General features: G+C 31.8%; 14 protein-coding genes. 5 read left to right on the top strand and 9 right to left on the bottom strand.

Annotated features, from left to right (window positions below; translation table 11 throughout):
* The first annotated feature begins 28 nt into the window (after positions 1–28).
* The gene (gene atpG, locus MARIT_RS01115; RefSeq protein WP_024740289.1) at positions 29–889 is read left to right on the top strand and encodes an ATP synthase F1 subunit gamma; all 861 of its coding nucleotides are present in this window, start codon (positions 29–31) and stop codon (positions 887–889) included.
* A 75-nt stretch (positions 890–964) separates the two neighbouring features.
* Entirely contained in the window at positions 965–1456 is a 492-nt protein-coding gene (locus tag MARIT_RS01110; protein WP_024740290.1) for an energy transducer TonB, read from the top strand.
* A gap of 85 nt (positions 1457–1541) precedes the next feature.
* Here the strand turns inward: MARIT_RS01110 and MARIT_RS01105 are convergent, their stop codons facing one another.
* From MARIT_RS01105 to MARIT_RS01090, 4 genes are all read right to left on the bottom strand, one after another.
* Complete coding sequence (locus MARIT_RS01105; RefSeq protein WP_024740291.1) at positions 1542–2879, bottom strand: cytochrome-c peroxidase; 1338 nt, start codon at positions 2877–2879, stop codon at positions 1542–1544.
* A 364-nt stretch (positions 2880–3243) separates the two neighbouring features.
* A complete protein-coding gene (locus tag MARIT_RS01100) occupies positions 3244–5013 on the bottom strand; it encodes a 1-deoxy-D-xylulose-5-phosphate synthase (RefSeq protein WP_024740292.1) in 1770 nt (589 codons plus the stop codon).
* Between the two features lie 102 nt (positions 5014–5115).
* The gene (locus tag MARIT_RS01095; RefSeq protein ID WP_024740293.1) at positions 5116–5808 is read right to left on the bottom strand and encodes a hypothetical protein; all 693 of its coding nucleotides are present in this window, start codon (positions 5806–5808) and stop codon (positions 5116–5118) included.
* Positions 5809–5834: 26 nt separating this feature from the next.
* Positions 5835–6170: a PadR family transcriptional regulator gene (locus tag MARIT_RS01090; RefSeq protein WP_024740294.1), complete on the bottom strand. Its 336-nt coding sequence runs from the start codon at positions 6168–6170 to the stop codon at positions 5835–5837.
* Positions 6171–6302: 132 nt separating this feature from the next.
* Between MARIT_RS01090 and MARIT_RS01085 the strand changes: the two genes are divergently transcribed.
* Both MARIT_RS01085 and MARIT_RS01080 read left to right on the top strand, forming a co-directional pair.
* Entirely contained in the window at positions 6303–7355 is a 1053-nt protein-coding gene (locus tag MARIT_RS01085; RefSeq protein WP_100210542.1) for a ferredoxin--NADP reductase, read from the top strand.
* Between the two features lie 20 nt (positions 7356–7375).
* Entirely contained in the window at positions 7376–8062 is a 687-nt protein-coding gene (locus tag MARIT_RS01080) for a LysE family translocator (protein WP_024740296.1), read from the top strand.
* Here MARIT_RS01080 and mgtE read toward each other — a convergent pair.
* From mgtE to MARIT_RS01060, 4 genes are read right to left on the bottom strand one after another with little or no spacing between them, the layout of a single operon-like run.
* Complete coding sequence (mgtE, locus tag MARIT_RS01075; protein ID WP_024740297.1) at positions 8049–9398, bottom strand: magnesium transporter; 1350 nt, start codon at positions 9396–9398, stop codon at positions 8049–8051. The two genes, MARIT_RS01080 and mgtE, sit on opposite strands and share 14 nt — an antisense overlap.
* On the bottom strand, positions 9388–10191 hold the full coding sequence (gene rsmA, locus MARIT_RS01070; RefSeq protein ID WP_100210541.1) for a 16S rRNA (adenine(1518)-N(6)/adenine(1519)-N(6))-dimethyltransferase RsmA: 804 nt from the start codon (positions 10189–10191) through the stop codon (positions 9388–9390). Before rsmA ends, mgtE begins: the two co-directional genes overlap by 11 nt.
* Before the next feature lies 1 nt (position 10192).
* Complete coding sequence (locus MARIT_RS01065; protein WP_024740299.1) at positions 10193–10522, bottom strand: DUF4286 family protein; 330 nt, start codon at positions 10520–10522, stop codon at positions 10193–10195.
* Between the two features lie 13 nt (positions 10523–10535).
* Positions 10536–12305 carry a tetratricopeptide repeat protein gene (locus MARIT_RS01060; protein ID WP_100211979.1) on the bottom strand — a complete coding sequence of 590 codons (1770 nt, stop codon included), beginning with the start codon at positions 12303–12305 and terminating at the stop codon, positions 10536–10538.
* Between the two features lie 181 nt (positions 12306–12486).
* Between MARIT_RS01060 and MARIT_RS15625 the strand changes: the two genes are divergently transcribed.
* The gene (locus MARIT_RS15625) at positions 12487–12630 is read left to right on the top strand and encodes a hypothetical protein (RefSeq protein ID WP_167381780.1); all 144 of its coding nucleotides are present in this window, start codon (positions 12487–12489) and stop codon (positions 12628–12630) included.
* A 98-nt stretch (positions 12631–12728) separates the two neighbouring features.
* Here the strand turns inward: MARIT_RS15625 and serS are convergent, their stop codons facing one another.
* Positions 12729–14003: a serine--tRNA ligase gene (serS, locus tag MARIT_RS01055; RefSeq protein WP_024740301.1), complete on the bottom strand. Its 1275-nt coding sequence runs from the start codon at positions 14001–14003 to the stop codon at positions 12729–12731.
* Positions 14004–14031: the final 28 nt, after the last annotated feature.

Below are 14031 nucleotides of genomic sequence, written 5' to 3'. Positions count from 1 at the left end.
TCAATACTCAATGCTAAACACAATTTGTATGGCAAACTTAAAAGAGATACGTAACAGAATTACTTCTATAAAATCAACAATGCAAATTACATCAGCCATGAAAATGGTATCTGCTGCAAAGTTGAAAAAAGCCCAAGATGCAATTACAGCAATGCGCCCTTATTCGTCTAAGCTTACAGAGTTATTACAAAGTTTAAGTGCTACATTAGATAGCGATGCTAGTAGCGCATATTCAACAACAAGAGAAGTAAGCAAAGTACTAATAGTTGTGGTAACTTCTAATAGAGGATTGTGTGGTGGTTTTAACTCATCCATCATAAAGGAGACTATTAAAACTATCGAAAATAATTATTCTAATGTTTCTGTAGATCTTCTTACTATTGGTAAAAAAGGAAATGATATTTTATCAAAGCAATATAATGTCATTGAAAATAAAAACGATATTTTTGACGACTTAACTTTCGAAAATGTTTCTGAAATAGCAGAAAAGCTAATGAATTTGTATGTTGACGGAAGCTATGATAAAATAGAGGTTGTTTATAACCAATTTAAGAATGCTGCTACTCAAATACCTCAAGTAGAACAATTCTTGCCTATTGAACCTGTACAAAGTGATAAGAACACTAACTTAGATTATATTTTTGACCCTTCTAAAGAAGAAATTGTACTTGCTTTAATACCTAAATCTCTAAAAACACAGCTTTATAAAGCCATTAGAGATAGTTTTGCTTCTGAGCATGGTGCACGTATGACTGCAATGCATAAAGCAACTGATAATGCTACCGAATTACGTGATGAGCTGCTATTAACTTATAACAAAGCTCGTCAAGCTGCAATTACTAATGAGATCTTAGAAATTGTTGGCGGTGCAGAAGCTCTGAACAATTAATATAATTTTACATATATCATAAAGGTGAATCTCTCTAGATTCACCTTTTTCATTAAACAAATCAATTTATATTCTATGAAAAAGCTATTATTATTATTTACTTCATTCATTTTATCATTCGCGCAAGCTCAAACTAATGAGCCTATAAAAGATGTACCTTTTTCAATTATTGATGAAGCTCCTACCTTCTATGGATGTGACTCACTTCTAAACAATAAAGAAAAAAAACGATGCTTAAATCTAGGGATGACAAGACATATTCGAAAACATTTTGACGTTGCTATAGCCAATTGCTTAAAAAAAGAGATGGTTTATAATGAGAAAACTAAAAAAGAAGAAGAACAATGTGTATCTATTTTACCCCCTGGTAAAAAAAGAATTTATCTTCAATTCAAAATAGGAAAAACAGGAAATGTTGAAGATATCGTTGCCAGAGCTCCTCACCCTAAATTAAAGGCGGAAGCAATTAGAGTTGCTAAATTAATTCCTCCAATGATTCCTGGAAAGCAAAAAGGTAAGGCCGTAAGAGTTGGTTATACGCTTCCTATTACATTCAATGTTGAATAAATTAAGGGGACTTTTTATTAAAAAATTTATACGAAAATATAAAACAAAAAAATAGCACTTTAGTTAAGTGCTATTTTTTTATTTTTTAATTACAAATTTCCTGTTGCGATTTTACATCATTATTAGGAATACAGTTATTTGATAAAACTCTTTCTGGAACATAACGATCCAGATCACTATCGTTCAAACTCTTTTCAATAAATAACGTTAACAAATCTATTTCTTCTTCTGATAAATTAAGTGGCTTAAATCTTGCATCTAATTTATTATCAGGAACTTCTATATTCTCTTTTACCGCTTTATTCTTATATTCAATAACCTCTTTCACTGAACTAAACGAAGAACCATGCCCATAAAAACCATTATATACAATGCTATATAGCTGAGGTACTTTGAATTTATAATCATCTTCTGCATTTTTTGTAAAACCTCCTCTACCCTTCTTCGTTGCTTCATCTACTGGTTTTCCCAAAATACCCACTCCCATTAAGTCTTTCATACCAAGCGCCATAAAGCTCATAGAATTTAACGCTGAACCGTTATGACATTCATAACACTTTGCTTTTTCAAAAAATAAAACAGCTCCTTTTTTCTCTTTCTCAGACATACTATTTACATCTCCTCTTAACCATTTTTGAAACGGCGCTTCATTTGCTAAAATTGTTCTTTCATAAGCAGCTATTGCTAAACCTGCTATCTCAAAACTATATCTTTTACTCTCCTCTATATCAGGAAAAGCTTTATCAAAAAAAGGTGTATAGCCCAATGCATCCATTAAAGGTTTGTTTACTAGAAATCTATGAACTTTTAATCCTGCGATAGCTTGAGTTTCCAATCCTTCATATCCTAGCTTATTTGTTTCTTTAGGTGTTCCATCTATCCACTGACTTTGCGTATTAGCATTCATACCTGTAGCACCAAATTGGCCATTCCAAAGCGTAACCTTTTGATAGGCTCCATTCAAAGCAGAGGGCGATTTTATTGGCTGTACATCTACCAATTCATTAGTATAATTAGCACTTTTAGTTCTTGATTCTCCTGTAAGCCCAAACCCTATTCCTCCATCTCCAATACCTTGCCTTAAAGTAGCTTGAAACCCTCCTTTAGCATGATGGCAACTAGCGCAAGAATACGTGCCTCTACCTTCCTCTTTTTTTGGTTTTTGACCTAAACCTGTTTCATGAAAGAGCATTTTACCTAAATTAACTTTTGCTTTTGTAATAGGGTTTCTAGGGTCTTGAGGTATTTTTGAATATTCATTGCTCTTAGGTAAAACATAGTAGTATTTCCCTAAGCCTCCGGATCTTTCAGATAATAACGATTCTAGCTTCGCATCAATTTTAGAAATTGGATCATAATGTTCTTCTTTACTACAGGACAGTAAGGTCGTAGTAAGCGATGTGATAAATAATAGTTTATTCATAGTGTTAAAGTAATTGTTTACATTTTTACTTTAGAACTAAAGATCCAATTTAGATGTGAAAGCATGTAATTTTGGACAATAAAATCTAAAGGAATAGGATCCCCTCCTTTTCTCTATAGTCTTAGTTTGTTATATTCAAAATCTAAAACCGACTTTTGTGTAGTATGATTATTCTAAATAGAAGTATTATGTATGTCGATTATTCATTTTCTGTAAAAGCTATTTTAGAAGGGGTTAAAATTATGTGATATGTTACAAGTTGAAATTAACTTAAAAGAAAAAGATTTTCTATTTCGGCAATTCCAAATAACAAACCGTGTTTTACAATGAACAAAGTTACATTTTATTCGCAAAAAATTTTTATTTATTCAATACTTTCTATCACTAGCTTAATAGCGTTGCTATCAATTTTACAAATGCGGTGCAACGCTTCTGTGGTACCATGATGTATGAACTTATCGGGAATTCCAAGAGTTTTTATTTTCCCTTTAAAATTATTTTCTGCCGCCGCCTCTAATATTGCACTTCCAAAACCTCCAGTTATCGTTCCATCTTCAATAGTAATGATGCTAGTAAATCTGCTAAAAATTTCTTTAAGTAAAGTAGTATCCAACGGTTTTATAAAACGCATATCATAATGAGCTATGTGGCTATCTCTTGTTAATGATTTTATAGCCTTAAACACATTTTCTGCTATACTTCCCACTGATAGTATTGCTATTTTATTTCCTTCTTTTAGAAGCTCTCCTTTACCAATTTCTACCTTTTTAAAAGGACGCTTCCAATCTTTTATTTTACCTCTTCCTCTAGGGTATCTGATTGCTATAGGATGATTGAGACCAAGTTGTGCAGTATATAATATATTTCTTAGTTCTATTTCGTTTCTAGGTGCAAAAATAATCAAGTTTGGAATGCATCTTAAATATGCTAAATCAAAAACCCCATGATGTGTTGCTCCATCTTCCCCTACTAATCCAGCTCTATCCAAACAAAAAATAACAGGCACATTTTGTAATGCTACATCATGAATTATTTGATCGTATGACCTTTGTAAGAAAGTGGAATATATATTACAAAATGGAATCAAATTTTCAATAGCCATTCCTGCTGCTAAAGTTACTGCATGCTGCTCCGCAATTCCTACATCAAACGTACGTTCTGGAAACACATCTAACATTAATTTTAGAGAACTTCCTGTTAACATGGCTGGAGTAATTCCTACTATTTTCTCATTCTTTCTTGCTAATTCAACAATTGTTTCACCAAAAACATCTTGATATTTTGCATATTGATTTTTTTCTTTAGGCAATACCTCTCCTGAAACCTTATCAAATTTACCTGGAGCATGGTATTTTACTTGGTCTTCTTCAGCTTGTCTCAATCCTTTTCCTTTTGTTGTGATGATATGAAGAAATTTGGGGCCTTGAACGGTTTTAAGCCTATGTAATTCTAAGAGAAGTTCTTCAAAATTATGCCCATCAATTGGACCCGAGTAATCAAAATTCAATGCTTCAAAAATATTATGCTGCTCTATATCTGATCGCGTTGATTTAATTCGAGTCAAATAATCCTTTAATGCGCCAACAGAAGGGTCTATACCTATTGCATTATCATTTAAAATCACCAATAAATTAGCATTAGTATCTCCTGCATGGTTTAATGCTTCAAATGCCATCCCGCTTGCTATAGAAGCATCACCAATAACTACGACATGCTGCTTTTCTACTTTTTGAATTTTAGCTGCTATTGCCATTCCTAAAGCTGCTGAAATTGATGTTGAAGAGTGTCCTACCCCAAAAGCGTCATAAATACTTTCGCTCCTTTTCGGAAAACCAGAAATACCTCCCAATTGACGATTGGTATGAAATACATCCTTTCTTCCTGTTAAGATTTTATGCCCATAAGCTTGATGTCCTACATCCCATATTAAAATATCATTAGGAGTATCCAAAACATAATGCAACGCTATCGTTAGCTCCACTACTCCTAAACTAGCTCCTAAATGCCCTTCTTTGGTAGCAACTATATCTATAATAAAAGCTCTCAATTCTTTAGCTAGTTGTGGGAGCTCCTTTTTAGATAATTTGCGAAGATCCGAAGGATATAAAACACGATCAAGTAACCTATTTTGCATATTACAAAAGTACAATATAGATTTAACCTTTATGAGATATTAGTTCGTAAAAACAAAAAAACTAATAAATGAATTTACCATTACCAAAACCTACTCTCCAATCTAGATCAGTCCATATTCTGGATACGCTTCTAATAACAACTTGTCTGCTTTATTCGGAATCAAAATTAGTGATATGTAAGAATACAGCATCGCAACAGTAGCAATTATTGAAATCAAAATAGAAAAATTAAACGAAGGTACTTCTTCAACAAGTTTTGTGTGTATTCCGACAATATTTGAACTTAAAAAAATTCCATTAAAGGAAGCTACATTGAAAATCATTTCTTCTAGCATCCATTTTTTTCCTTGTTTTTTAAATCTTTTATTTGAGTTCCGCTTTAATTTGAAACATAAGAATATATCAATAATCCCAATACTAAATAAGATAAAAGAAAATACATAAGCACTGATTTTAAATTGCGTCAAACTGTAAAAAAACAAAAAAATCATAATGGTCCATACTATTTTAGGCAATTTGAACCATTCTTCTATAAATTTCCAAAGAATCCTCCTATATTTTTTTCCTACTTGCTTTCGTTTTTCTTCTACTATATCCAAGAAACCAAATACTCCAAACTTTTTGAAAGCTCGTTCTCTTGCCTTTTCGAAGGATAAACTTGGGCTTCCTTCCCATATTCTTTCAATATCATTTGCCAAATGATCTACCAATTCTACTTGAACATCATAATACGCTACATAGTGCTCTTGAGTAAATTTGTACAACGCTTTTATTTCATTGTTTGTCAGTTTCATTATGCTTTCTTTTTACATTATTTCTTTTACAAATTGAATTTAGGACTTATTAATCGCTCCATCATACGTAAAAACTCTTGCATTTCCAGCAATTTATTTTCCGTTTCTTCAATACCACTTTCTGTTAATTTATAATATTTACGAAGCCTATTCCCTACTTTGGTTACTTCAACTTCTAGGAGCCCCTCCTCTTCAAGCTTATGCAATGCAGGATACAATGCTCCTTCTGTTATCTTTAATTCTCCTTCTGTTATTTTTTTTACCTTCTGTGTAATCTCATATCCATACATTTTAGTATTCTCTGCCAATAATTTTAATATGATGGTTTGTAAAGAACCTTTGTATAGCTTTTGATTTGCCATTCGTATAATTTAAATCATTTCAAATATATACATAATTTATTTATGCATAACTATTATAGGTATTATTTTACCAAAGCCCTAACAATAGATATCAGTTAAGTTCCGTATTTTTGTAACTCATAATTCATATCAATGTCAACATTTCACAAACTAACAATTAAAGAAGTGATAAAAGAAACAGCTGACGCGGTTTCTATTGTATTTGATGTTCCTAGTGAACTTCAAAAAGATTACAATTTTATTGCAGGACAATATATTACTATAAAAAAGGAAATAGAAAACAAAGTGCTTCGTAGAGCTTACTCTATTTGTAGTTCTCCAAAAAGCAACGAACTAAAAGTTGCAATAAAAGCAATAACTAATGGAATCTTTTCCAACTATGCTACCTCAAAATTAAAAGTAGGTGATCCTATAGAAGTTTCAAGTCCAGAAGGTAAATTCATCTTACAACCTTCCAAAAACAAAAATTACATTGCCTTTGCTGCAGGTAGTGGTATTACTCCTATTTTATCAATGATAAAAGCTGTATTAGAAAATGAACCTTCTTCAACTTTTACTCTGATTTACGGGAATAAAACAGTAGAAAGCACTATTTTTTATTCAGAATTAAATGCTCTGAATCATCAATACCCTACCCAATTCAATCTGCATTATGTTTTTAGCCAGGAAGCCACTACCCATAATAAATTTGGTAGAATAGATCAAGGACATATTAATCATTTTATTAAAAATACGTATAAAAAACTTCATTTTCATAGTGCTTTCCTATGCGGACCGGAAGAAATGATCCAAGTAGTTTCTAATACTCTTCAAGAAAACGGATTTAACAAAGAAGCTATTCATTTCGAACTTTTTACCTCTAGCAGCACTACTGAACACAAAAATGACATGACTATTTCTGATGGAAAATCAGAAATTACCGTGCTTTTAGATGACGAAAAAACAACATTTACAATGGATGCTTCCGATGATATTTTAGCTGCTAGCTTACGTAATAAGTTAGATGCTCCATATTCTTGCCAAGGAGGAGTTTGTTCAAGTTGTATTGCTAAAGTTACTGAAGGAAAAGCGGTAATGAGTAAAAATGCTATTTTAACAGAAGCAGAATTAGAAGAAGGCTTTATTTTAACTTGTCAAGCGCACCCTGCCACTTCTAAAATTACAGTTGACTTTGATGATGTTTAAAAAAATCGCTAGCTAAGAATATGGATTTATATAATTTTAAAAATGCTTTTTTTATAGGTTTTGCAATGTCCTTTATGATAGGACCTGTTTTTTTTATGCTCATTAAAACCAGCATATTAAAAGGAGCACGTGCCGCTATTGCTTTTGATATCGGAGTTATTTTAGGGGATATCTTTTTCATACTTATTGCTTATTTTGGTAGTAGAAGCTTATTAGAGGAGATAAAAGATGATCCAAGATTATTTTTAATAGGTGGACTCATTCTTATTGTTTACGGTTTAATAACTTACTTAGATAAGAACAATAAAAAAGAGCTCAAAGTTCCTGAAGTTGAAATTCCTGAAAGTAATAACTATCTAAAGTTGCTATTAAAAGGCTTTGCTTTAAACTTTATTAATGTTGGTGTTTTGGCAGGTTGGTTAGGAATTGTCGTTGTTGTTGGTCCAACATTAAATATGGATCCGACTTCCATTTTTTGGTATTTTGTTGTGGTTATTTTCGGCTACGCTCTTACTGACTTAGGTAAAATACTATTAGCAAAGCAATTAAAAAGTAAATTAACTCCGTTAGTTATTTACAGAATAAAACGAGGTATGGGCATTATGTTAATTGTATTTGGAGCTATTATTATGCTTAAGAGCTTTATTCCTAAAGATCAAATTGATAACCTATTTGAAAAAGTAGAACAGACTACTAAAAGCCAATAATCATTTTTGCTATCCAAAAGTAAATTAGAATCCCAAAAATATCATTACTTGTTGTAATAAAAGGTCCTGTAGCTATTGCAGGATCTATTCCTCTTTTATTCAAAAATAATGGAATAAACGTACCTATTAAACCCGCTACAATAATTACAACAATTAAGGATACTGAAATTGCAAATGCTTTTTGAAATCCTCCATCATACAGCCAAATAAAACCAAATAAAAATAACGCTAGCATCACTCCATTAAATGCTGCTAGTAGCATTTCTTTAACAAGTCTATTATTTACACTACCTTTTACGTCATCATTAGCCAGCCCTTGCACAATAATTGCTGATGATTGCACTCCTACATTCCCTGCCATAGCTGCTATTAATGGCGTAAAAAAGAATAGTACTGCATTTTCACTAAAAGTTTCTTTAAAGTTTTCCATAATTAAAAAAGCGCCTATTCCTCCTAGCAGCCCCAAAAAAAGCCAAGGCAGTCGAGCTCTAGTAAGTTGCCAAATAGTATCACTCGCTTCAACATCTTGTGTAATACCTGCTGCAAGTTGATAATCTTTTTCTGCTTCTTCTTTTATTACATCTACAATATCATCAATAGTAATTCTTCCTACTAAAACACCTAGTTCGTCAACGACAGGAATTGCCTCTAGATCATACTTACGCATTACATTTGCAACTTCTTCTGCTTCATCTGTCACATTCACAAAATCTACTTTAGGAATATATACATCAGCAATTTTAGCCTTAGTAGATGCCATTAATAAATCTTTTAACGATAATCTTCCTTTCAATTTTCCACTATCATCAACAACATATATAGAATGTACTCTTGTTACTTCCTCTGCTTGGATTCGCATTTCTTTGACGCAACGCAAAATAGTCCAATTTACATTGACCTTTACTAATTCCTTTGCCATTAACCCTCCTGCAGAATTCTCATCATATCTCAGCAACTCCACAATTTCCTTGGCATGCACTTCATCTTCTATTCTTTGCATTACCTCCTGCTTTCTCTTTTCAGGAAGTTCTGCAATTATATCAGCAGCGTCATCAGTATCTAATTCATCTATCTCTTCTGCAATCTCTTTCGCTGAAAGCTGTTTCAACACCTTCTCTCTAACATCGTCATCAACATCCATTAAAACCTCCGATGTTGTTTCACTATCCAATAAACGTATAATATACAACGCTTCATCAAACGATAATTCATTCAACACCTCTGCAATATCTGCATGATGCATTTCTTTGAAGCGTTCAGAAAGCGCTGCATTATTTTTAGTATTAATATATAATGCTACATCTTTTAAAAGAGTTTCAGTAATCTTAAATGCCATTTTTTGCGATTTTATCTGTCAGTTCTATAAAGCTTTGTACCGACAATTGTTCGGGACGCTTCGCAAAGATAGGGTCTTCTTTCAAAGTTTCCGAAAGTCTAAAAGATTTTAAGCTACTTCTAAGCATTTTTCTTCGTTGGTTAAATGCTGTTTTTACTACATTGAAAAATAATCTTTCATCGACAGGCAAGCTATAATTCTCTTTTCTAATAAGCCTAACTACTCCTGAATCAACTTTTGGAGGAGGGTTAAATACACTAGGAGGCACTGTAAAAAGATACTCTACATTGTAAAAAGCCTGAGTTAACACAGAAAGTATTCCGTATATCTTTGAGCCTTCTTTTTCTGCAATTCTTTGGGCTACTTCTTTCTGAAACATTCCTGAAAATTCAGGAACATAATCTCTATTTTCTATCGCTTTAAATACAATTTGACTAGAAATATTGTATGGAAAGTTTCCTATAATAGCTACTTGTTCCCCTTTAAAAATATCTTGTAGCGATTTTTTTAAAAAATCACCTTCAATAATCGTAAATTTCTCTGGAGAGGTATTCAACTTAAAATGAGCTACAGGAAACGTTTCTCTTAAATACACCACTGATTCTGTATCTAATTCCATTACAGTAACCTTTGGCTCTTTTTCTAGTAAGTATTTTGTCAGAACCCCCATTCCTGGACCTATTTCTAAAACATGATTATATCCTTTCTCTGTTAAGGAGTCTCCTATCTTTCTTGCAATATTCTCATCTTTTAAAAAATGTTGCCCTAAATGTTTCTTAGCTCTTACAGACATATTAATTATTTACTGCAGTTGGATAAAACTCATTAATTATTTTTAATTCTGTACGAAAAGCCAATACCTTATCTGCAAACTTTTTTACACCATTAGAACGCAATTCACTTGCATGTTTTTCATAATACTCATCTAAATCCTCACGACTCTTTGCTGTATATTGAATAGAATAAGTTCTACTTCCCATTTCCTCTTCTACTAAAACCTCAGTCATTTTAGCACTAATAAATTTCCCTGTATTTAATACTTCCGGTATATGTGATTCAATCCATGTTAACCACTCTGCATGAACACCCTGTTCAACGTTTACTGTTACGTTATATATATACATTTACTAAATATTTTTAAATTTCTTCTCCGCGTAATTTCCTATACTTTTTACGGGCATCAACTAAATAAATACTTGATTGGTGGTCAAAAATAATCTTTTGATAATATTCTGAAGCTTTTTCAGGCTGATTTAATTTTGTACGGTACAATTCGGCCAATTCATATAAACTATCATCTACTAAAATACCATCAACTTTTAACCGTATTATATTTTCTAAATTGGCGATTGCACTGTCAAATTTTGCTTCTTCTATAAATAATTTTGCTTGCTTAAATAACGCTTCATCTTCAATTGGCTGCCCTTTAAATGCTATAATGACATCATTTAAAACAATAATTGCATCTTCATTTTTATTTTGAAAAGCCAATAAATCTGCTTTCGCATACCTTTTTAATCCTGAAGGAATACTGTCTTTAGATTGATTATCTGATATTATCAAAAATAATTCTGTAGCATCATTAGCAATTAGCTGAGATGACGAGCTCTTTAGCACTTTCAGCTGCGCCATTGCCCATTTAAAATCATTTTTAAAATAGGATGTTTGCGCCACCTTAAAACGAGCTTCTTGCGCCAATGTATGCCCTTTTAATTTCGTTTGAACCTGTGTAAAATAAAGCAATGCTTTATTAAATTGCTCGGTAAAAACTAATATATCTCCTAATTTTATTTTTAACTGTGCTTCCTGAAATTTTGATGTTGTAAACAACATTGCTTCTTCTAAAACTTGTTTTGCTTTTTCAGGTTGATTTTTTTGAAAAGTTAAATAGTCTGCATAAGCTATTTGAATAGGTAAAGTTGTTTTATTTTTTCCATATTCTTCAAAAATAGCTTGTATTTTTTCCTCGACCCCTAACTTTTTTTGTAAAATTGCTATTTGAATCTTATGATAAATTCCATCTATTTTCTCTTGTGGATACCTTGTCTTCAATATAAAGAAGTCAAAACTCTTTTGAGCTATTTCGTAGTCTTTATTTTCAAAGGAAATTTCGCCCAACTTCTTCATTCTCGATAAAAATTTATCCTCTCTTGCGTATAATGCTTTTTCTTGAATAAATGCTTTTCCAAAATCTTTTTGCTGTATGAACAGCCAACTCAATAATTGATTCCACGCATTTTTAGGATTACTGATAGATTTTTTTAATAATGTCTTTTTTAATAGAATATTATTTTGATCTTCATTATCATCAGTTATATATCTGCTTATATAACGTTTTACATTTTTTAAATAGTTTGCATTTTTATCAATCATATTTATATACGATTGAAACATCTTTTCTACATTACCTTGCTCTCCATAGATTTGTGCTATCTGAAATGAAAAATTTGCTTTCGGTTGTTTTAGCATTGCTTTTTCATAAGCTTTTATTGCATAATCCAGCAAATTATATTCTCTAAAAGCACGCCCTACAACGCCTCCATAATTAGCATCTTTTTCTAGTAATTGAAGCGTTTTACTATAAAACTCCTTTGCTTTTTCATTTTTTTGCTGACGTTCATAATTATACCCTAAAAAAATATTCAAATAAATTTGGCTAGGTTGCTGTTTTATTCTTTCTCTTAATAGCTTATCTGCCTGTAAAAAGTTACCTGTTTCTTGGTAACAAGAAATCAGCTTTCGTAAGTAAGTAGTATTATATTTATTCTTACCGTATAATTTTAAATAAAACTGTGTGGCCTTTTCATATGCTCCTTGACGGTAATAGTTTTCTGCTATTAGATAATCATTCTGTGCAATAATAACGTTGCTAAAGATTAAAAAAGTTACGAATAGTATTTTCTTCATTTTTAAAGTATAGTTAAACAAGTTTAATACTCTTTCTTTTAGCAAAATACAAATTTTATACCTAAAAGAAAGCTATTGTCTTTTGTTAATGTTTTATTAAATCATCCTATCTCCTATTCCTTTTTGTAATTCTTTGGCATGAATTTTGACTTATATCTAAAACAACTAACAAGTTATTATTATGAGAAACTTAATGAAACAATATGAGTCCGCGAAAGAAAACGCTATAGAATTTATGAAAGCTGGTCAAATAAATGCTTATTTCGAGGCTCTTTTAGAAATGAATAGATACAAAAGATTAATGGTTGCTGTTATTGCAAATTAATCAATACAATTTAGATAATACTTTTTTTTCAATTAAGGGGATTGAATTAAACACGAAAATCCGAGCTACATTACGTAACTCGGATTTTTAATTTCTTTCTAGTCTATCATTTCAAAACCACAATAAGGAACTAAGACTTCTGGAATTCTTATTCCCCCTTCTTCCTGATAGTTTTCTAAAATACCTGCTAAAACCCTAGGTAGTGCTAAAGAACTTCCATTTAGCGTATGAGCATACTCACTTTTTCCTTCTTTATTTTTAAAACGCAATTTTAGCCTGTTTGCTTGAAATGTTTCAAAATTAGAAGCAGAACTAATTTCTAGCCAACGATCTTGCGCTGTTGAAAACAATTCAAAATCAAAAGTTAAAGCCGAGGTAAATCCTGTATCTCCACCACATAATCTCAGAATGCGATAAGGAAGCTTTAACTCTCTTAAAATATCTTTAATATGCGTTACCATTCCATCTAGTGCTTTATATGAATTATCAGGGTGCTCCACACGTACAATTTCAACCTTATCAAATTGATGCAACCTGTTCAAACCTCTTACATGTGCTCCATAACTTCCTGCTTCACGACGAAAACAAGGCGTATATCCTGTACATAATAGAGGGAGTTCATTTTCCTTTAGCAAATTACCTCTAAACATATTGGTAATTGGAACTTCCGCTGTTGGAATTAAATACAAATTATCTTCAGTTATATGATACATTTGACCTTCCTTATCTGGCAATTGGCCGGTACCATAACCCGATGCTTCATTAATCAAATGAGGCACTTGAACTTCTTTATAACCCGCAGCTATATTTTTATCTAAAAAATAATTGATTAACGCACGTTGCAACCTAGCTCCTTTCCCTTTATATACAGGGAAACCCGCTCCTGATATTTTCGCTCCTAAATCGAAATCTATAATATCATATTTTTTTGCCAACTCCCAATGAGGCAAAGCGTTTTCTCCTAAATTAGGGATTACTCCCTCTCTAAAAATCTCTTCGTTATCTTCTTCACTCTTTCCCGCTTTTACAGAAGGATGAGGAATATTTGGAATTTGATATAGTAATTCTTGAAGCTTTATTGTAACTTCATTCAACATTTCTTTAGTTGCAGTAGCCTTCTCTTTTAATAAACTTGTTCTCTCTTTTAACAAATTTGCTTTTTGAACTTCACCAGATTTAAAAAGGCTTCCAATTTCCTTAGATAGCTTATTAGATTCCGCTAATATTTCATCTAGTAAAACTTGCGTTGACCTACGTGTTTCATCAGTATTTAAAACTTTTTCAACTATTGCTTCTGAATCTGCAAAATTACGCTTAGCTAATCCTTCTAAAACAATTTGCTTGTTCTCTCTAATAAACGGAACCTGTAACATATTTTTATTTTTTAAGAATGCAAAGATA

The organism is Tenacibaculum maritimum NCIMB 2154, assembly GCF_900119795.1.
Taxonomy (GTDB): domain Bacteria; phylum Bacteroidota; class Bacteroidia; order Flavobacteriales; family Flavobacteriaceae; genus Polaribacter; species Polaribacter maritimus.
The sequence above is the reverse complement of the archived record's forward strand: the minus strand, read 5'-3'. Positions and strand labels throughout refer to the sequence as shown.